General features: G+C 37.9%; 17 protein-coding genes. 1 reads left to right on the top strand and 16 read right to left on the bottom strand.

Going from position 1 to position 20647, the window contains the following annotated elements; all coding sequences use genetic code 11:
- Positions 1–75: 75 nt before the first annotated feature.
- The 12 genes from CEF18_RS21785 to CEF18_RS21730 form a co-directional block, all read right to left on the bottom strand.
- Positions 76–1380 (bottom strand): ABC transporter substrate-binding protein, encoded by a 1305-nt coding sequence (locus CEF18_RS21785; RefSeq protein WP_110938589.1) that lies wholly within the window; start codon positions 1378–1380, stop codon positions 76–78.
- Between the two features lie 519 nt (positions 1381–1899).
- A complete protein-coding gene (locus tag CEF18_RS21780; RefSeq protein ID WP_110938588.1) occupies positions 1900–3498 on the bottom strand; it encodes a PucR family transcriptional regulator in 1599 nt (532 codons plus the stop codon).
- A gap of 266 nt (positions 3499–3764) precedes the next feature.
- Complete coding sequence (locus CEF18_RS21775; protein WP_110938587.1) at positions 3765–3995, bottom strand: hypothetical protein; 231 nt, start codon at positions 3993–3995, stop codon at positions 3765–3767.
- A 12-nt stretch (positions 3996–4007) separates the two neighbouring features.
- Complete coding sequence (locus tag CEF18_RS21770; protein WP_110938586.1) at positions 4008–5468, bottom strand: NCS1 family transporter; 1461 nt, start codon at positions 5466–5468, stop codon at positions 4008–4010.
- 164 nt (positions 5469–5632) lie between these two features.
- Positions 5633–7018 (bottom strand): dihydropyrimidinase, encoded by a 1386-nt coding sequence (hydA, locus tag CEF18_RS21765; protein ID WP_110938585.1) that lies wholly within the window; start codon positions 7016–7018, stop codon positions 5633–5635.
- Between the two features lie 15 nt (positions 7019–7033).
- Complete coding sequence (gene preA, locus CEF18_RS21760; protein ID WP_110938584.1) at positions 7034–8320, bottom strand: NAD-dependent dihydropyrimidine dehydrogenase subunit PreA; 1287 nt, start codon at positions 8318–8320, stop codon at positions 7034–7036.
- Positions 8321–8439: 119 nt separating this feature from the next.
- The gene (locus tag CEF18_RS21755) at positions 8440–9810 is read right to left on the bottom strand and encodes an NAD(P)-dependent oxidoreductase (protein WP_223292428.1); all 1371 of its coding nucleotides are present in this window, start codon (positions 9808–9810) and stop codon (positions 8440–8442) included.
- Positions 9811–10029: 219 nt separating this feature from the next.
- Positions 10030–10920 carry a nitrilase-related carbon-nitrogen hydrolase gene (locus CEF18_RS21750; RefSeq protein WP_110938582.1) on the bottom strand — a complete coding sequence of 297 codons (891 nt, stop codon included), beginning with the start codon at positions 10918–10920 and terminating at the stop codon, positions 10030–10032.
- Between the two features lie 482 nt (positions 10921–11402).
- The gene (locus CEF18_RS21745; RefSeq protein ID WP_110938581.1) at positions 11403–13202 is read right to left on the bottom strand and encodes a bifunctional diguanylate cyclase/phosphohydrolase; all 1800 of its coding nucleotides are present in this window, start codon (positions 13200–13202) and stop codon (positions 11403–11405) included.
- Between the two features lie 164 nt (positions 13203–13366).
- Positions 13367–13939 (bottom strand): DUF5317 domain-containing protein, encoded by a 573-nt coding sequence (locus CEF18_RS21740; protein ID WP_110938580.1) that lies wholly within the window; start codon positions 13937–13939, stop codon positions 13367–13369.
- A gap of 307 nt (positions 13940–14246) precedes the next feature.
- A complete protein-coding gene (locus CEF18_RS21735) occupies positions 14247–14852 on the bottom strand; it encodes an STAS domain-containing protein (protein ID WP_110938579.1) in 606 nt (201 codons plus the stop codon).
- Between the two features lie 36 nt (positions 14853–14888).
- Positions 14889–15092 (bottom strand): hypothetical protein, encoded by a 204-nt coding sequence (locus CEF18_RS21730; protein WP_110938578.1) that lies wholly within the window; start codon positions 15090–15092, stop codon positions 14889–14891.
- Between the two features lie 267 nt (positions 15093–15359).
- On the opposite strand from CEF18_RS21730, the gene CEF18_RS21725 reads away from it, so the two are divergent.
- Complete coding sequence (locus CEF18_RS21725; RefSeq protein ID WP_223292427.1) at positions 15360–15812, top strand: hypothetical protein; 453 nt, start codon at positions 15360–15362, stop codon at positions 15810–15812.
- Positions 15813–16000: 188 nt separating this feature from the next.
- Here CEF18_RS21725 and CEF18_RS21720 read toward each other — a convergent pair whose 3' ends face one another.
- The 4 genes from CEF18_RS21720 to CEF18_RS21705 all read right to left on the bottom strand — a co-directional run bounded on the left by CEF18_RS21720 (position 16001) and on the right by CEF18_RS21705 (position 20488).
- A complete protein-coding gene (locus tag CEF18_RS21720) occupies positions 16001–17089 on the bottom strand; it encodes a Gfo/Idh/MocA family protein (RefSeq protein WP_110938577.1) in 1089 nt (362 codons plus the stop codon).
- A 25-nt stretch (positions 17090–17114) separates the two neighbouring features.
- Positions 17115–17765: a ThuA domain-containing protein gene (locus CEF18_RS21715; protein ID WP_110938576.1), complete on the bottom strand. Its 651-nt coding sequence runs from the start codon at positions 17763–17765 to the stop codon at positions 17115–17117.
- 329 nt (positions 17766–18094) lie between these two features.
- The gene (locus CEF18_RS21710; RefSeq protein WP_110938575.1) at positions 18095–19048 is read right to left on the bottom strand and encodes an AraC family transcriptional regulator; all 954 of its coding nucleotides are present in this window, start codon (positions 19046–19048) and stop codon (positions 18095–18097) included.
- A 333-nt stretch (positions 19049–19381) separates the two neighbouring features.
- Positions 19382–20488 (bottom strand): GntR family transcriptional regulator, encoded by a 1107-nt coding sequence (locus CEF18_RS21705; RefSeq protein WP_110938574.1) that lies wholly within the window; start codon positions 20486–20488, stop codon positions 19382–19384.
- Positions 20489–20647: the final 159 nt, after the last annotated feature.

The following is a 20647-nucleotide window of genomic DNA, read 5'->3' as shown; positions in this document are numbered from 1 at the left end:
ATGACTAGGAAAAACATATTAAGGCTATATTTTTGGAGAGGGGAATTATATGATATCCCCCTCTTCTAAATTAACTTATTCTTCTGTTTCCTCAGCACCCTCATCTCTTAAGCGTTGATATTCCTCTTCCATCACATCTGCGACTTGCTCTGGTGTTAATGACCCTGCTAGTAGATCGGCGCCAGTTGTGGCGTACACATCCCACATCCCACTAGGAAGATACACACGGTCAAAATAAGGTTGTACCTCGATGTGAGACCACTTTTCGTAATATTCTGCATAGAAGTTTTCTGCATCGACATTGGTTAAACCAGAAGGTAATGTCGTAGCTTCTGCAATCTTTTTCGCGTTCTCAGGTTGAGCTAAAAATTCAATAAACATTTTTGCTTCTTCAAGATTTTCTGAATCTTTTGATGCCGCCACAGTATGACGCTCGCCACCTATCCAACTCGGCTCATCTCCTTCAAAAAATGCCGGTACAGGCATCGATCCAATTTCCACTTCAGAATTCAATTCCTGTACATCTGGTCCAAAAGCTCCCCCAGCAAACGTGAAAGCAATTAAATTTTGTGACATGAGCTGTGCTCTTTGCGCATCATTTGCCGTTAGAGCATCGACATTTAATAAGTCTTTCTCTTGCATTTCCAATAGCTTTTCCGGCAACAAATTGTAATTCGACCAGTCAAACGATCCATCTAACAGTTCGTCTTCGTAATTATTGTCGTCATCCGTTACTAACAAAGGTGTAGAAAGTTGATCAAGGATTTGCCCAATCGCAAACTGATCATTCCCAGGGATCCATAACGGAGCAACATCACCTTCCGCTTCGTCTCTCACCGTTTCCATTGCCGCTATCCACTCATCCATCGTTTCCGGAACCTTTATATTTAACTCCTCTAATAACGTTGCGTTATACATAATTCCGTCTTTAGCTTGATTAATAGGAAATGCGTATACTTTTCCATCTTCATCTTTTAAAATTGGTTCCATTGATTCGTCAAAATGATCTGCCCAATCCATATCACTTAAGTCGGCAACATAATTACCATAACGATTCTTTGCCCATCCATGTGTATCAAACAAATCTGGCAAATCATTGGAAGCCATTCTTACACGTAACGTATCCTCATAGGAACCAGATGGAAAATTCCCTTCAATTTTTATACCTGGGTTTTCAGCTTCAAAGTCTGCAAAAATTGATTCAAAGGCATCGATTTCATTTTCTTCCCCCATCGTTGAATAAAAAGTTAAAGTTACTTCACCTTCATTTGAGCCACTTTCATTTGAGTCTCCATTCGTTTCATTATCACCAGAATTGCAGGCAGTAAGTGCGACCAAAAGAAAAGTAACAGACGACAGACTAAAAATTGATTTATTCATGTTCATGTTTCCCCCTTAAGTAGTTTTTCTGATACCTTGACCTGAGCAGCAAGCAAAAATCCAAATAAATAAATCTCATTATCCTCCACTTTGTGAAACATAAAAAATAGAGACACCAACTATTTTCACCAAACATTAAACCGCTTACATAACTAACAATTAAAATATCGCTCAATTATATGCGAGTCTAACTGTTTTTAGTAAAATAATTGTTTATTTAACTTAAACTATATATTATTTTTACTAAAAATTCAAACGCTTTTCTTAAAAAACAAAAAAATCCCCACTACAACCTAGTGAGGACCATCCTTACAAAATACTATTAATATGCAATTGCTGTAATTTTACTACGTTTCTACGATGACTATCTTTTGTTAGATACAGCGTGAGTTTTCGCCACCCCGAGTAGCAACTTTGGATTGCGTGTAAGTGTTATCTCTAAATACTAAAATTTCACTAAAAGTATTTAACTATTAACAAAGCCTCATGAGGATTTCACTTCTCACAAGACTTTACCTATTATTCCACACTTTTCTTCGTCTCTTGGTTCACCAGATAATCGTGTGCAACAAGCATAAGTTCCATCACTAACCTTTTTTCAGGACTCATAAAGTCTTCACCAAGTAACTTTTCGAGTTTATCAATCCGATGATATAAAGTTTGACGTACAACATATAATTTTTTTGCTGTTTCCTGTTTTGAACCATTGCAAGCCAAATACGTTTTTAATGTATACAACAGTGTCCCATTGTTTTTCTTATCATATTCAATGACAGGTGTTAAATGGTTCATCACCATTTCCGGGAGATCTCCATGCTTATTAATAAGAGATATAATATGATAGATATGTAAATCATCGTAGAATAATCTTCTATTTGATTCAGGTAATGTATGTTGAAGAAGTAACGTTTCTTTCGCTGCTTGATAACTTTTATGTATCTCTTTTAGACTCCCAACAAATTTACCAACGCCAAATGAAATAGATGACATATCAAGTTTTGTTGAGTGATTCGTTTTAAATCGCATGAATCCTTTTTCCATTCTCTCTCTCCAGTTTATGGACTCTCGTTGATTAACAAAGATAAAAATAAGTTGATTCCTCACTTCCGTAGAATAAGTAGAGAATCCATATTGCTCGAATATAGTACGAAAAACAAGCTTAAAGTACGTACTGTCCATATTTTTAATCTGTCCTTTACTTAATCGGCATACGCATACAACGCCATCCTTTGCATCTATGTCTGCCTGGTGGTAAGAAAGGTATTCACGAATTTCCTCCTCACTGTGTTCTCCATCTAACCAATCTAGCATCCACTCGGTTTCTTCCATCCTTTTTTTCTCTTCAACGAGTAAGTCTCGGAGTAAATGTTGAGCTAGAGCAGTAGCTGTTCGATCAAGAAGCAAATAATCATATTCACTGAGTTCTCTTGTATCAGCAAAAATAATAATTTCTGCATACTGGTTTCCTAAGAGTTGCACCGGTTGCTTTGCTACACTGTATTCATTTGTTTCCTCTGTTCTATTAATCTTAAGCAGAAGTCGTTCTCTCTCCTCCCGACCTAATTCCGGGATAAACTTTATATCATTCATATTGAATTTGGCAATAATTTGGACATCTAAATATCTGTGAAAAAAAGTTAGTATCTCCTCATAATGATCGATTTCGAGCATCTTTTTATTTAATTGTTGCGTGTAGTTTTCTAAATCAGAAATCATCTGATACTGTTTATTAATAAGCAATGAGTGAATGTCTTGAGTGATTTCTACAAACGGTACTTCCTCATGAAAAATGATTATTGGAAAATGGTGTGTGTTAGCATAATCAACTATTTCCTGTGGAATAGAAGAAGTACTTGTCCCCATTTCAATGCAAAGACCTGATGCATTGCATTCGATAAGCTGTTTAAGCAAGGACATAAACAACGCTTCATCCGTCTTCCAACCTAAACCAGTTGTTAATATCAGCTCATTTCCGTTCAATAACGATTTTATCTTTATGACTTCAACGACGTGGACCCACTTTACTTGTCTTCCTAATCCAGTAGCACCAGCCACCACTTCTATATTTGAAAAGTATTTTCTGTCTAAGATGTCTCCAATGGTTAACATTGATTGCATTCAAAACACCCCCTATTGTTATTATAGTAGATATCTAAACAAATACTGAGAATTTTTTAACAAAAAACGGCATAGCCGTTTTTTGTTAAATACAGCGTGATCTTTCGCCACCATCATTTAAGTGTCAAGGGTGGGTTTCCCTTGACACGCGTGGCGTAAAGATAGCTGTCAACTTATACTTTCAGTTTAGAAAAATGGCATAGCCGTCTTTTGTTACATGAATAGTAAAAAACAGGGAGGATATCCCTGTTTCTTTTTTCAACATATTATTGCTGTTGTTCCATCATCAACGTAGAAAAATACTTTCTTGCATTTGCGTTCATTATTAGTAAGGATGTAGTCTCCTTTTTTTCTCCAAGTACTCCTGCTTCATCTACTTGCTGAAACTCAACTAAATCACCGCTTAAATTTTCTGTCACTGCCGTTATTCGGTAGCCTTGATCTATTAAAAAATCAATTTTATCTCTTTCAGCAATAAATTCATTGTGAGTTGACATTAGATTTCCCACCTATCCTACAATTGTTTTGTCCTTATCATCTTCTCCATCTTTGATTATCCAGTCTCTTCCAACAGTAATTCCTAAATATTTGTCATCATCTGGATCTTCAATTTCAGCCTGTTTATATTTTTTAAACCACCAGTATTTAGCTAAAACGTAGTAAACGCCACCCCCGACAACAAACCCGACTACGAATGAATAATTGGATAATATAGAAGCTGTTACGCCACCAACTATCCAGGCAATAAATCCAGCGACATTAAAACCATTCAAATATCGATACTGACCTTTACTTTCATATAAATCAGGAACATTCACTCTTCTTCCTCTCAGGACATAATAATCAACAAATAAGATACCAACAATCGCCGATAAAATTCCTCCAACTATTAGTAACACGGGAATTAAGATATCGAATAAATTCCACGGTTGAACGACTGTTCCGGCAATACCTGCCATGAACACGCCTGCCCAATACGGAACTTTTGGTCCTCCTACATTAGAGAATATCGTTGCTGCCGGAACCAAGTTAGCAGCTATATTTGTCGACCACTGAGCGAACACGATCATGACTAGTAAAATAACAAGTATGATGCCACTCGCTGCTTCTTGAAGCGCAACAACTGGATCCGCGTTAGAGACTGCGATATAGGAAACCGCACCAATAACAATGATAAATGTTTGCGCCAATGGCATTGCTACTAGACTTCCAAGCAGAGATGCTTTGTTCCGTTTAAACCAATTTCTCTCATGTTTTGGAGCTTTTATATGACGGGAAATCGAAGGAATATCAGCAGCTAGGGTTACCCAAAATCCCATAACACTGAATACGACGACGAAAAAAGCAGTGACTACAGCTCCTCCAGTAACAGGATTTTCGACCCAAACCCAAATATCACGCCCCTGCTCGAGTGCACGTCCCGACAGTGTACTATAAATCCAAATTGAGATGATGATAATTACTGGTGCCGCTAAATCTGCAAAACGTTCGATTGCTTTTATCCCGAGCGCAGTATTTAATAATTGAACGAAAGCGAAAATACTGAAACAGAGGAACCAATTGTCAAAGTTGAATAAAACAATAAGGATACCGTTTATCGCTGTTGCGCCAAAAAATGTATTTATCCCAAACCAGAAAGAAGCAGCCAGACCTCTTGTAACGGAAGGGATATGTGTTCCTACCGTTCCGAATGGCGCTCTCATATAAACAGGAAATGAGAGTCCATGTTCAATACCTATGTCAGCTGTGATCGAAATGGACACCCCGACGGCAACACATCCCACAAAGCCAGCAACAATAACCCATCCCAACGGTAAGCTTCCAACACCAGCGCCACCTATCGCAAATGCCGCTAACACAACTGCCATACCGACCCACATCAGCATAAAACCAAAGGAACTGATTTTTTTGTCAGCATGTTTAATAGGCAATAAATCCGGTGACTTTAAATAGCTACTCTTTTTACTCATCCCAACACCCCTTATTTCATTTTAATAAAAATCATCTAACGACTTTTTATTTAAACGGTGTTATCTATTAGGCTTTCATCAGCTATTACTCTGGATGCAGTCACGTCTGTTCGCTTGAACATCGATCACTTACTTTGGGAAACTGTTAATGCTTGAATACCTTCCTACTGTTCATTATATTTTCTTCGTTTTAAATACTGACCGCTTCCTGGGTTTCCGACAAATCGTTTATCTTTAATGACAAACTCACCACGTGACAAAACAGTGACTGGCTCTCCGGTTACTTTCATTCCTTCAAATGCATTGTAATCTACAGCCATATGGTGAGTGTCAACCGATATGATACGTTCAATGGTTGGATCAAAAATAACAATATCAGCATCTGAGCCCACGGCAATCGTCCCCTTTTGCGGGAACACTCCAAATAACTTGGCCGTTCGTGTGGCCATAATCTCCACAAATTGATTCAAAGTAATTCGGCCATTTTTGACGCCTTCAGAAAATAAAATACTTACCCTGTCTTCGACCATAGGACCTCCGTTAGGAATTTTAGTGAAGTCGCCTTTCCCTAATTCCTTCTGTCCTTTGAAGTCAAAAGAACATTGATCAGATCCTAATGTTTGCAGCTGTCCATTTTTCAATGCTTTCCAAAGTACTTCTTGATTTGATTTGTCACGAAGTGGTGGTGACCAAACGTATTTCGCCCCTTCGAAATCAGGTTTCTCTAATGCGGTTTGATCAAGAACGAGGTATTGCGGGCATGTCTCTCCCCAAACGTCATAGCCTTTATTTCTAGCTTCTGAAATCTTTTCAACAGCTTCTGCACACGAAACGTGAACTACATAAAGTTGCGAATTTGCAAGTCCCGTTAACTGTGCAGCTCGCCCGGTCGCTTCTCCTTCAGCTTCTGGCGGCCTCGTTAACGCATGGTAAATCGGATCAGTATTTCCTTCAGCCAATGCCTTTTTCACAAGGTAATCGATCACGTCTCCATTTTCCGCATGAACCATCACCAGTGCTCCAAGCTCTTTAGCAGTAATCAGAGTCCGAAATAATGTTTCATCGTCGGCTTGCAGGACGTTTTTATAAGCCATAAATACTTTAAAGGAGGTAATACCTTCCTCCTCTATCACCATTGGTAATTCGTTTAAAACGTCATCTGTGATTTCGCCTATCATCAGGTGAAAACCATAGTCGATAACTGCTTTATCCTTGGATTTATCATGCCATGTTTGTATCGCGTTTTTTAACGGTTCACCTTTACTGGACAAGCAAAAATCAATCACCGTTGTAGTCCCGCCGTATGCAGCAGCTATCGTTCCAGTTTCAAAGTCATCCTTTGAGACGGTACCACCAAATGGCATTTCAAAATGAGTGTGCGGATCTACTCCTCCAGGAAAGACGTAACAACCATCCGCATCTACTACTTCTGCGCCTTCTTCATTCAAATCCGTTCCAATCATGGCTATTTTCCCATCTACAATAGCTAGATCTGCTTGATACGTGTCTGATGCAGTTACAATCGTTCCGTTTTTAACAATTTTTTTCATTGCAGCAGCCTCCTTTTATTTACCGATATTCACCTCTGATTTTACTTTTGTCCCCTTAATCACCGCTTCTCTTTCATTCCACGTCATCGGTTGGTTACTAGGAATGTCGAGCATATCGATAGCCCCATCAACCGGACAGACGATCGAACATAAATTACAACCGACACAGTCTTCCTCTCGCACCTGTAAATACTCCACTCCGTTGCTGTCTTTAAGCATATCAATACATTGATGTGAGGCATCCTCACAGGCAATATGACACTTGTTACAGTTAATACAAACATCGTTATTAATTCTTGCAATAACCGTATGATTCAAATCTAAATTTCCCCAATTTGTATATTTCGGGACGGATTTACCGATTAGCTCATTCACCGATTTAACCTTTTTATCATCCAAGTAATTACTAAGCCCGTCGATCATATCTTCAACAATACTAAATCCGTGATGCATGACAGCAGTACATACTTGCACTCCAGTTGCTCCCATTAACATAAATTCAGCGGCATCCTGCCAATTGGAAATACCCCCTATTCCAGAAATAGGTACGTTAATTCGCGGGTTCTTGGCACATTCCCCTACCATGTTCAACGCAATTGGTTTAACTGCTGGGCCACAATAGCCCCCATGCGCTCCTTTCCCCGCAACATTTGGTACCGTATTCCAGGTATCCAAATCAACTCCCGTCAGACTGTTAATCGTATTAATCATACTAATGGCATCTGCTCCACCTTGAACAGCTGCTTCTGCAGTTACTGTAATGTCTGTAATATTAGGCGTCAGTTTTACAATCACGGGCGTTTGCGCAACTTCTTTTGCCCAGTAAGTCTGCTTTTCCACTAATTCAGGAACTTGTCCAGAGGCAGAACCCATGCCTCGTTCGGCCATTCCATGGGGACAGCCAAAGTTAAGCTCCAACCCATCTACACCTACATCTTCTACTCGTTTCACAATTTCATGCCATTTATCCTGTTGCGGTTCCACCATCAATGAAACGATGATCGCGTGATTAGGAAATCTCTTTTTCGTTTCATATATTTCTCTTAAATTTTCTTCTAGTGGACGGTCTGTAATTAGCTCAATATTATTAAAGCCTGCCATCCTCTGTCCATTAAAATCCAATGAAGAAAATCGCGAGGTAACATTCAAAATCGGATCCCCTAAGGTTTTCCATACCGCACCTCCCCAACCTGCTTCAAACGCTCGTTGCACTTGATAACCAGTGTTGGTAGGAGGAGCCGATGCAAGCCAAAACGGGTTTGGCGATTTAATTCCTGCTAGATTAATCTGTAAATCAGCCATTCTATGACCCCCTCATTTTAATCATTCGCATGACATCTCTTATTATAGAAAAATGGTATAGCACTCAAATTCACTCTAGGCACACACTTTTTCGCGTGCAACATCATGTAAACTATTCTTTATGCTGTTTCCGAAGCTTTCATAAACAGTAGCTTGTGTATGGCATAGGCGGTATTTTTACCTTGTTGAGCTGCTGAAACGACCATTGCTTCCCCTTGTCCTTCGCCAAAAATAACATCTCCACAAGAGAACACCTTCTCATTTGAAGTCTGGTGGGTTTCCAGATCTACTTTTACCACACCATTTTTATGTTCTAATCCAAAACTTTCAATGAAAGATGTGTAACGTGACTGACCAATTGCCTTTATCACACCATCGACTTCCAGCACAAACTCAGAACCTTCCACTGGAACCGGTCGTCTTCGACCATCTTCATTCGCTTCCCCCAGTTCCATTTTCAAACATTCGATTCCTTTGACAACCCCATTTTCATCGCCAATGATTCTCTTAGGGGAAGTCAACCAACGAAACTCTACACCATCTTGTTTGGCGAATTCATACTCGAAATCATACGCAGTCATCTCTTGCTCTGTACGTCGATATAAAATTTTCACATTTTCTGCACCTAGTCTGACAGAACAGGTGGCTCCATCAATTGCCGTATTTCCTGCGCCAATGACAACGATACGCTTTTGTTTAAATTCATCACTGAGCTCACCGGATTTAGTAGATTTCACAAAATCAATCGCATCGTGAACACCTGTTAAGTTTTCTCCGTCTATCCCTAAGCTTGGTACGTTGGCCATACCGATGGCTAAAACAACGGAATCAAAGTTTTCCAACAACTCTTCCGGTAAAACATCTTTACCGACTCTTGTATTCGTCTTAATCTCCACATCTAGTTTCCTTACTTGATCAACTTCCCAAAATGAAATAGCTTGGGGCAATCGAAAAGAAACGATCCCATAGGTATTCAAACCACCACATTCTTTTTCCGCTTCGAATATCGTTACTTTATACCCTAGTAATGCCAGTTCACGTGCAGCGGACAAACCGGCTGGTCCCCCACCTACAATAGCTACTTTCCTGCCGTTTTTTTTGCCTGCTTTAAATAGCACCTGTTCATTTTTAATCGCCCAATCTGTAGCGTACCGTTGCAAGTTACCGATCATGATTGGCGTTGTAGAATGATTGAGAACACATGCCCCTTCACATAGTTCTTCGGTCGGACACACACGAGCACAGCTTGCACCAACTGGATTTGCTATCATAATTGTTTTAGCAGATCCTTTTAAATTATTTGTCGCAATCTTTTTAATGAATTTTGGAATATCAATGTCTGTTGGGCAAGCTTTAATACAGGGGGCGTCATAACAATAGAGGCAACGTGTGGCTTCTTCATTCGCCTCTTGCTTTGTTAATGCTTTTGTTACTTCTTCAAAGTTACTCTCTAAATCATGAAGCGAGATGTTCGGTCCCTTATTGGTCACTAGTAATTCCTCCTTTACAGAGTTAGTTTCTAAGAAAAACGCGCAGCGTCTTTTATTAAATACAGCGTGATCTTTCACCACCCCGAGTAGCACCTTCATACTGAGTGTAAGTGCTACTCGAAAGGAGGGTAGGTTTCTCTTGATACGTGAGGCGTAAAGAAAGCTGTCATCTTATACTTTTTTACCTTGGAATAAAAAACCTTTTCGAAAATCAGTTTTTTACGGAAGAAGCGAAGTCATATCATCGTAAGTTTCTGGTCGACGGTCCCGATAAAACTGCCAGGTGTCACGGACTTCGCGAATCAATTTTTTATCCATGTCACCAATGATGACTTCGTCTTGGTCACGACTTGCCATCGAAACAAATTCTCCTCGTGGGTTAACTAAATAAGATTGACCATAAAATTCTCCCATTTCCCAGGGAGCCTCTAGTCCGACTCTATTAATTGCACCAACATAATAACCGTTCGCAACGGCATGAGCTGGCTGTTCAAGTTTCCATAAATATTCCGATAATCCAGCTACAGTCGCTGAAGGATTAAAAACAATTTCGGCGCCATTTAAGCCTAGTAATCTTGCACCTTCTGGAAAATGGCGATCATAACAAATATAGACACCAATCTTTGCATAAGCTGTGTCAAAAACCGGATAACCTAGATTACCAGGTTTAAAATAGAATTTTTCCCAAAAACCATGACCGTTATCTCCTACACCTACCTGAGGGATATGTTGTTTGCGATATTTCCCTAAATAGGACCCGTCGGCGTCAATCACCGCGGCTGTATTATAATAAGTAGCGATTCCTTCTCTCTCATAAATAGGCAAGACGATAACGACTTCTAATTCTTTGGCCAAATCCTGAAATAATTTTGTTGTGGGACCATTTGGAATTTCCTCCGCAGCATCATACCATTTTGTATTTTGTTCCGAACAAAAATAAGGGCCGTAAAAGATCTCCTGTAAACAGATGATTTGAGCACCTTTATCTTTAGCCTCTCTTACAAGTTTAATATGCTTTTCAATTGCTTTTTCTTTATGAATCTCAATCGATTGGTCTCCATGAACATCATTAGAAGCTTGTATTAAGCCGATTTTAACATTATCTGACATTACTATCCCCTCCTTGGAAATTAGGACTCTAATTTAGTAAAACCTTGTCTCCCTTTTATTATAACCTCCGTAGTTTGAATATTGTTAATTTACTGACTATTGTAAGGTTAAATCGATTGTACGGGGAATTGTTGTACAATACACTATACATAACGTTAAATGATCCTAGATTCTGAATGATCAAATTGTAAAATAGAAGTACCTCGCAACTTCATATATGATCTCTCTTCCTCTCCTAGTAAAGATTACTTCGCTTGATATATAACTATTTCTAACATAAATTAGCTTTTACCTTATGTATAGCATATTCTATATGCAAAGGTTGTAGTATTACGGTTTTATGTAAGATAAACTACCAGATTTTTCAATACTCGGTACTGTTTATTCAGAGATTCACTAACACAGTGTAAGTCATTACATGGAAAAGTTGCACAAAAAAAACGAGATAGATATCGTACTCTACCTCGTTTTACTTCTACATCTTATTTATCAATCTGGTACTGCCGTTTGATCATTTCAATAAAGTGCGGCACATACTCTGGATCGAATTGTGTTCCCGAACATTTTTCAAGCTCTTCAATCCCTTGGGCAAACGACTTTGTTGATTGATAAGGTCGCTCGGTTGTCATCGCATCAAACGAATCTATGATACAAAGGATTCGTGCCAGTTTCGGTGTTTCTTCCCCTTTTAAACCATGCGGATAACCTTTTCCATCGTATCTTTCATGATGAAGCTCTACTAATGGAACTAAATGCTGTAATGCTTTATCCGTAGAGACAATTTCTTTGCCCCACGTAACGTGTTGTTTAATCATTTCCCATTCAGCCTCTTCTAATTTCGTTTTTTTATTAATAATCTCTCTAGGAATTTCAATCTTACCTATGTCATGAATTAAAGCCCCTAAAACTAAGACCTTTTTTTCATGATCTGTGAGATCTATCTCATTAGAAAATTTAACGGCATACTGAAAGACTCGTTTACTATGCTGATAGGTAGAAATATCTTTATATAGAAAAAATCTTAACTGCTGTTCTAAGTGATCAACCTCTTTTTCATAATCTATTAAAGAAGAATCGAGATCATTTTTGTGATAAAGGTGAATGGCATTTTTCCCTTCAGACTTGGCCCGATACATTGCCTGGTCTGCCTTGCCGATAAATTCCGCAGAGTTATAAAAATCACTTTCGTATTCCACGACTCCACCAGAAAAGGATAAACATCCATGTGGGAGTACCTCCACACCTTTGAAATAAGAATCATTAATCTCTTTTCGCAGTTTATTTAAGTATTTTGAAGCTTCGCATCCCTTTACATCTGGCAATATGATCACAAACTCTTCTCCACCATAACGAGCTGCAAACCAACCATCCTTTTCACATTTTTCTCTTAATTGCTTGCCAAAGTACTTTAGTAATTCATCTCCGGATACATGGCCGTGATAATCATTGTATTTCTTAAAATCATCGATATCGATAAAAGCCAAACTCAATGTATCAGCTTTCTTGTTTATAAGATAATCATCAATTACTTCTTTAAAATGACTATGGTTATAAAGCGTAGTTAACTCATCAAAGTTTGCTTTTTTTGAAACTTCATCGTAGAGAACAAAATATTGTCTAAATACAATAGAAAGTAGAACAACAACGCTAGTGAATAAAATTAAGCCGAAATTTTGATAAGATGTCATTAACATACCTAATATAATTGAAAGAACGAGTGTACTTAAGTAACTAGGAATCGTTTCTTTGACCATCCCTATTATCACATTATAAAGACTCACTGTTTCTAATACTTTGAAATAACCCCCTACTAAAAGAACATTCAAAGCAAAATAGATTAGTAACGCAATAACATAAGGAACAAGCTGTTCAATCTCTATCGCCCCAACAGTTCCTCCCGTATAAATAAACGAGTGATATGCTGCGATGATCATTAAGGAATAAATTGAAAAGTTAAATACATGCTTCCACCAGACGATTTTACTCTGATACAAGCCGAAGATTATACTGCTCCAAAACAATACAATTAGGGTTAACTCAATACCAAAAACAAAGGATGATGCTAAATAAATAGCAGAATCCATGGACATAGCATTTCCCTTCGGTGGAAGGAGAACGATGAAATGATTAAGTAAAATAATAGCAATAACGAGAAGTAATATGGTAGTCCAATTCATAGGACTAAGGCTAAAAGAATTATTAATATTTAATAGAAATATAGTAGTTCCAAGTATTGATATAATAAATATGTATATACCGAATTCAGAAATTTTACTCAACATACATCACACTCTTTTTATATTTTTAAGGGGAGTCTCTCAACTCCCTTTAAAATTATTATACCACTTTAAAACCTGATGTTAATGCTACAATAACAGAAGTTAAAATAGCAATGTTCACAATAACCTTTGTGATTTTAATATTTTTCATATTTATCACCTCCTTTTTAAGTTAATTTACCTTTATCTGTTGTATTTTTCTCATGGTTCATCATAACTACCTGAATAAACAAAAATACTCCAATATTCATGAAGACATCACCTATACTTATTACTTGCCCGTTCCGAAATGGAAGCGTCACGGGAATAACATCCCCTAGAAAAGCTAACCTTGTACTTTCTGTTAGTAAAGCATGTTTACCATATATACCGTTCTTTAAAACTTCGATATATATTGGATCGAGTATTTCCGCTGCCTCAAGCGATACTGGCATTCTCCCACCATTAACTGCCATCACTAAGAAATTCAAAAAGACTCCTGTAAATATTAATAGAAATCCGTGTAAATTCCTGTTCAACCAAAGGAAATATAACCCTACTATATAAACAGCCATAAAAATATAGCTACTTGCGGCACCTAAAAATGGAAACTCATCCTGAAATAGATAGACAAGAACTTGTATTACTAAGATGATAGGAAAAATAAGTGCACCTTTTAATTCTAAATAAGCTAAGCCTTTTAAACTGCCTTTTCTAATAAAACCAACCAAAATTGATAGAACAATACCATCGAATACCATCGCATCCACCTATATTTCTATTAAACTTTATTTTTTACTATAATAAGCCAATTGTACTAATATCTGCACACTTATACAACAAATTTTTACAAATTACGCTATATCTATTTAGTTCAGAGTCTTACTGGTAGAGGAAGAGACACATTTATTTATCCAAGGAGACTGAAGCATTGCCCGCGGAAAGCAACTGCCTAGAGCGGATTCGAGCCTCTCTGTTCGACGAAAACAACAATCTCTAAAAAAACGATAATTTTATATATTATCTTGTAAACAAAAAGATCCCCTTATATACAGAGGATCCATTGATTTATTTTTTTATTAATTGAATCCCAATCCAATTTAATGCTTCTTTCAAATTTGCCTTTACCGTTAGATCAGAAATACCTGTTTCGTTTTTTTGAAAATCCATCGCTTGATCTGGCCTTACACCTGTCAGTACAGGGATCGCTCCTAGTAATTTCAAGGATTGGGTAAGTTTGAAAAGGTTCCTTATAACCGATTTATCATCATGAACGAGACCCGAAACATCAATAATAAAATAATTAATGCCATCCTGATAACTCTTCGCTAATACCTGTTCCAAAATAATCTCAGAGCGAACCTCATCCACCTCGCCTACAAGCGGTAAGACTACAACTCCCTCCTCTATCGGAACAATCGGCACAGAATAATTTTGAATCCTGCTCTTCGCTTCGTCTAAATCTATGACGTAACCAAGAAGTGTTGCCATCGTTTGGAATAATTCTCTTTCTTCATCCTTGAACTTACGGGGCTTATTATCTATTCCACAAAGTGTTCCGTAGTTATTTTGTGAATCTCCATACGTGATAGGAACACCAAGCAACGTCCCGCCACCAAGTTCTTTTGTTACGAGCATTCCCTTAGTCAAAACATGTTCATTTAAATCTTCCACGAGAAATGACTCACGGCCATTTTCAACGATAAATTGTCAATATGATTCACTGTATTTTGTCTCAAAACCCTCTTCAATGATCATATAATCGCGATTGAAGGAGTGAGTGATTTCAACTGTTTCCTTATCATTTTTTGCAATAAACACGGTATTTATATCAATAAACTGGCTTAATCTTTTCAATACATCTATAGCAGCCTGTTCTAAATCTTTGTAATGACCTTTTCTTAAAAATTGCAAAAGTATTTCCTCCTACTTTATGACTCGAATACACATTTTATAAATTATATCATATGAAATACCCGTTTCCATTTATTGTTTTAATAATTGGTACTCCTTATGAAGCTAATGTATTTGATAACCATGCCAACCCTATGGATAAAAACTAGTTAGATAATTTCACCTTCTCAATATCACAACAATTTTTTTAGTTATAAAGCCTAAAATTTTTATGCACAAACACCCACTTATCTCAATATGATAACCGTGTAAGGAGGGAGAATGAATATGACTTATAATAATATGAATCAGATGCACAATAGCCCTGGACACGGACATGGTCCTGGTTTCGGTGGTGGTCAGCAAAACGACCAAATGCAACAATCGGGAGGTGTAGATCCTGCGGCACATCAACAACAAATGCACGACTTGTGTCAACAGTACAATAATTATTTAGTACAATTAGAAACTACTGATGGGCAAGTTCACGACGGAATTATTAATGGCGTTGATCAGAACGGCGTTGAGGTGCTTATGCCAGATGGTGATACGGATAATAATCACAATGAATATGAGCGTCAATTCGGTTTTGGGTATGGCGGATATGGTGGTTTTGGCGGAGCTCCCTGGTATGGATATGGTGGTCCAGGATATGGGTATCCAAGACGATTTCGGCGGTTCAGGCGTCACCGTTTTCCGTTTTTTGGAATAAGGCGATTACTATTCCCATTTTTCTATTAGCACAAAATTGTTAAAGAGCTACAGACCATCAGACAATAAGTCTGATGGTCTGTAGCAATTTCAATAGTTCTGTTCCTGCTTCCGCTCCAAACTCACGGTGCTCGTAATTTAGCCATATCTAATCGAGGAGAGGTTGATTTTTTTCTCGGCAGTACGTAAAGATGAAGTAGGCTAATACTCAGGTAAAATCACACTTGAATTCCCGAAATGGGAAGTGACTCTGGTACATCGCACCTGTTATTTAATTCATAATGTTTACCTTCTTCCGCCGCTACATGAAACCCATGCATTGCCTCTAAAACATGTAAGGCTAATTTTCCATTCGCTCGATGTTCTTTGTTACTTTTAATAGAAGACAACATATCTAGGACTCCAATTCCTCGAGAATTACCTTCGTATTTATGAGTCAAATCTACCGTTGACCATTCTGATTCTCCAGGTTTCCTAAGTAAAACGGGTCCTCCAAATGTATTAGGATCTGGTACTCGAATTGTTCCTTCAGTGCCATAAATCTCAATATTAGGGTAATCAGCCTTTGTGAAAGTATCAAAGCTAGTAATCAGTGTACCGACAGCTCCATTCTCAAAGTCTATTGTCCCCGTTAAGAAAGTTGGTGTTTCTACAGGGATTTTTTGGCCGTATTTAGGTTCACTTTTGATCGTCCGTTCCGTAAATGCCATTGAAGCTGAGCCAGTTACACGACGAATTGGCCCTAAAAGGTTAACAAAAGCGGTCAAATAATATGGCCCCATGTCATACATTGGTCCTCCACCTCGTTCGTAAAAAAATGCTGGATCTGGATGCCAATTTTCATGTCCTCCCCCCATCATAAAACCTATAACAGATAGCGGTCTGCCTATTGCACCATCATCAATCAACTTTCGGCACGTTTGTATGCCAGCACCTAAAAAAGTGTCAGGTGCACCACCGATGCGCAGTCCTTTTTCATTCGCTAAAGCAAGTAACCCCTCTCCATCGATTAGATCTGATGCCAAAGGCTTTTCAACATACACATGCTTTCCAGACTCTAAAATTTGCCTACAAACGTTTGCATGTACCTTTGGAATTGTTAAGTTAATAACTAACTCAATCTCTTGATCGCCAAGAAGCTCTTCCACCGATTGATATACATGCGGTACATCATATTTATCCGCTTGTTTTTTTGATTTGGAAAGGTCTAAATCAGTAATCCCTTTAACTTCCACACCCGCAAAGTTCCCCAAGTTTTCCAAGTAAATCCCGCTAATATTTCCACACCCTATGATTCCAATCTTCATATGATAATCTCCTCCTCTACTTGTCTCATCGTGATGCCCACACCATTCCTCGATTCATTAACTTGATAACTTCTGGCATTCTAACAATCTCTGCCACATGGCCTAGCGAACAATAATAGATCTTTCCTTGTCCCCATTTTTTTGTCCACACGACTGGCATATCAACTTCCCGATTCGTGGCATAAGGACCTTCCTCATTTGGAAACCTTGTTGTAGCATGAACATTTATCGCGGGATCAACATGCATATAATATTGCTCGGAAACGACAGGGAAGTCTTTCATTCCTTCCGTTAACGGATGATCGGAATCAAGAATTTTCACATTGTAATGAATGAGGTCGTCACCGGGATGAGCCACCCATTGCCCACCCACCATAAACTGATAATCAACTGCCATTCTAAAACTATCACCCATTCCTCCGTGTAACCCAGCTAAACCTGTTCCTGCTGCTACGGCAGCCATTAATGGCTTTAATTGCTCTTTTGATATCGTATCTTGCGTCCAATTTGGTACAATTAAATCATAAACAGTTAAGTCATCTTGCTCTAACGTTTCTAACGTATCGGTAATTTTCACATCAAATTCTTCATTTTTTAATACACCAGCAAGTATATCGGCTACCTCTGCTGGCTCATGCCCTTGCCAACCACCCTGAAATATTAAAGCTTTTTTCATTTAAAATCCTCCACTCAGTTTGTGAGATGTTATTTCGGATCTGAAACCTCCACCCATTTTTTTGTGTTTGAAGACTCTGTAACAGCCTCTAATACTGCTTTGTTTCTTAGCCCAAAGAAGGTTCGGTGAAGGACTAACACCTTCTTGGGTACCTTTAGTAAAGATTATGCACCTCTAGATTTTGTAAGCGTATACACAATTATTTAGTTCATCATATCAACAGATAGTACTTTTAGCGATGTACATTTCGATATGACGATTTATCCAAATCGGTAATTTGCGGTTTCAAAACTGAATTTTTCATGTTAAAAAACCGAGATAGTAACGTCCTAAGACTCACCCATCTCGGGTATACTGTGTTGAGTTTCTCGATATTGACTTGGGGATAGGCCCGTCCATCTTTTAAATTGACGACTGAAGTGAGACGAGTCATGATAGCCCATCATAAAGGCAATCTGTTCAATCGAATACTTTTCTTGAACAAGGAGGCTTTTTGAATCATTCAACTTTCTGAACGTAACGTATTGTCGCGGAGACATATCAAAAACTTTATTAAATACTTTATTACAATAAGAAACACTAATGTCTAAGTGATTGGCAATCTCTTCAATACGAACAACACTTTCCAGGATATCATCCTCATGGGATGGTTTTCTAATCAATTGGTCAATTTCCTCGGCGATTTGATATGCTACTTTAAATGTCTGTTCAGAAATTTTCCCGAGTTTCTGTTGGTCTTTTTCTAAACATGACACCGTAATTGCCAGTAGTTCAAACATAATCGAGTGCAAATTCATCTTATCTGTAAAATTTATTTTAGATTGTTGTGAGAAGTTCACAAGTCGATCTAATAGAGGGCGAATGCTTCTAGTTAACATCGAGTTCGCATGATAGAAAGTATCCTTTGTTTTTTTGAAATAAGGTAATAATAATTTATCATCGATATTAAAATGTACACAGAAATAATTAAAACCTTCCTTAGAATTTTCCAAACTAGAGCTGGAATGAACGTCACCTGGTCGGATCAGTACTAGGTCCCCCTCTTCTAGCTCGTACCTTTCCCCTTGGATATAAAAAACCTGCTTACCTCGCGTGACTAAGTTAATCTCATACAGCGGATGCTCGTGCGATGGATAATACCAGGTGCTTTTGGCACTTCTTACATGCATCCGGTGGATTTCAAATCCAATTTTCATATCTGGAAATACATATTCATTAAAGGTGTGTTCATCAGTGGTGGATTTCAAATGTTTTACATTATGATCAGAATATCTAGTTCCCATCAGTTTCAGCACCTTTCTGTATATATTCATCAGCATTTCCAAACAAAACATTGCAGTTCTATCTTTATGATAAAATATTTTTTAGAGAATAGCACCAAAAATTTCCACAGATTTGTTTTTCCTTGGGTATTCGGTTTCTCACCTTGCTAATTTCATTAACTATCCTTTTCTATGTTACTCTTGTTCCTTCCTGACTCGTCTGCAGAAATCTTTTTGGTTTATAGTAACAATAAATGTATCCTGGTAATGTGAAATATACACAACAAAAATTGGCAAGCATAAGTGCGGTTCAATACCGCATTCACACCTGCCAATTTTATAAATTCTTATCTCTTAAAAAATGTACTTTTCCCCCGTAGAGTTCCTCACAACCAATTCTGGTTTATACTGTGTGGAAACTACATCAAACTTGCCGGAGGACTCATTATTTTGCTCGATTAACTTTAAAATAGTTTTCGCAGCATCTATCCCCATGTTGACCTTTGGGTGCTTGATTGTCGTCAACTTTACTTCTGAGGCCATTGATAGTGGTGAATCATCAAACCCTACAATGGATATTTGCTCGGGAATCTGTATATTCATTTCCCTGATAACATCTAATAGACTCAAGGCCAGTTGATCGTTATAACAGACAATCGCCGTTGGTCTTTGAGTATTTTGTAACTTTTTACGTAATTCCTCAACCGGATGCGAATCCTTTGATTCGGTAGTGTACGTGATAATATTTTGAGGACTCACAGGAAGACCTGCGCTTCGATGGGCTTTAATAAAACCTTTCAACCGCTTAGACCCTTGTATATCATCATTTTTGAAAAAACCGATGATATTTTCATGTCCTAGTTTTATCAAATGCTCCGTTTGCAAATATCCACCTCCTACATCATCCATAATAACGTGAATCGGTTCCAGCTCTTCGTAGTAAGCGTTTATCATCACATAAGGAATCCGCATTCTTTCAAGGTTTAAATAGTAATTGATATTTGGATTTGGTAATGCGCTTTTTGTTGGTTCCACAATTAAACCATCAAAAGATTGTGATATCACAGCCTCAATGCATCGCCGTTCTTGGTCAATATTATTGTTCGTGCTAAATATGGTGACCTGATATCCATTTTCACTTAGAAAGGCTTCAGCACCACGAATGATTGTTGGAAAAATATAATCAGAGAAATAGGTCGTTATCACAGCAATATTTTTACCTATTCCTATAGCGCTTTCTTTATTAAGTGAGCGATCTGCGCAGAATGAACCGACGCCTTGCTTTTTATAAAGCCATCCTTCATTCACCAAATCGTCAATTGCCTTTCGAACCGTATGCCTACTGACTTGATGCTGTTTCATCAAGTCGCTTTCAGACCCTATCTTTTGATGAGGTTGAAAGTAACCTTCTAAAATTGCCGACTTTATTTTATCTTTAACGTTACTATATTTTGTCCCCATAAACACCTCTCAATCTAAACTTATACGTACAGTGTATTATATCAAAGTAACATATCTAAATCCCTGTTTTAGAGGGTTTCTTTTTAAAAATATTACTTTAGAAATTAGTCAACTGAATAATACATACAAGTTAATCCCTATTTTTTACTGACTAGGTTA

Source organism: Salipaludibacillus neizhouensis, from assembly GCF_002886185.1.
Taxonomy (GTDB): domain Bacteria; phylum Bacillota; class Bacilli; order Bacillales; family Salisediminibacteriaceae; genus Salipaludibacillus; species Salipaludibacillus neizhouensis.
Note: the sequence above shows the minus strand (reverse complement) of the source record. Positions and strands in the feature narration are given on the sequence as shown.

Bases quoted from the DNA above. Each gene is read 5' to 3' on its own strand.
- hydA (WP_110938585.1), bottom strand. From the start codon at position 7,018: ATGAAAAAAATTGTTAAAAACGGAACGATTGTAACTGCATCAGACACG.
- CEF18_RS21745 (WP_110938581.1), bottom strand. From the start codon at position 13,202: ATGTTGAGTAAAATTTCTGAATTCGGTATATACATATTTATTATATCA.
- CEF18_RS21715 (WP_110938576.1), bottom strand. From the start codon at position 17,765: ATGAAAAAAGCTTTAATATTTCAGGGTGGTTGGCAAGGGCATGAGCCA.
- CEF18_RS21750 (WP_110938582.1), bottom strand. From the start codon at position 10,920: ATGTCAGATAATGTTAAAATCGGCTTAATACAAGCTTCTAATGATGTT.
- CEF18_RS21770 (WP_110938586.1), bottom strand. From the start codon at position 5,468: ATGAGTAAAAAGAGTAGCTATTTAAAGTCACCGGATTTATTGCCTATT.
- CEF18_RS21775 (WP_110938587.1), bottom strand. From the start codon at position 3,995: ATGTCAACTCACAATGAATTTATTGCTGAAAGAGATAAAATTGATTTT.
- preA (WP_110938584.1), bottom strand. From the start codon at position 8,320: ATGGCTGATTTACAGATTAATCTAGCAGGAATTAAATCGCCAAACCCG.
- CEF18_RS21785 (WP_110938589.1), bottom strand. From the start codon at position 1,380: ATGAATAAATCAATTTTTAGTCTGTCGTCTGTTACTTTTCTTTTGGTC.
- CEF18_RS21740 (WP_110938580.1), bottom strand. From the start codon at position 13,939: ATGGTATTCGATGGTATTGTTCTATCAATTTTGGTTGGTTTTATTAGA.
- CEF18_RS21720 (WP_110938577.1), bottom strand. From the start codon at position 17,089: ATGAAGATTGGAATCATAGGGTGTGGAAATATTAGCGGGATTTACTTG.
- CEF18_RS21725 (WP_223292427.1), top strand. From the start codon at position 15,360: ATGACTTATAATAATATGAATCAGATGCACAATAGCCCTGGACACGGA.
- CEF18_RS21705 (WP_110938574.1), bottom strand. From the start codon at position 20,488: ATGGGGACAAAATATAGTAACGTTAAAGATAAAATAAAGTCGGCAATT.
- CEF18_RS21710 (WP_110938575.1), bottom strand. From the start codon at position 19,048: ATGGGAACTAGATATTCTGATCATAATGTAAAACATTTGAAATCCACC.
- CEF18_RS21780 (WP_110938588.1), bottom strand. From the start codon at position 3,498: ATGCAATCAATGTTAACCATTGGAGACATCTTAGACAGAAAATACTTT.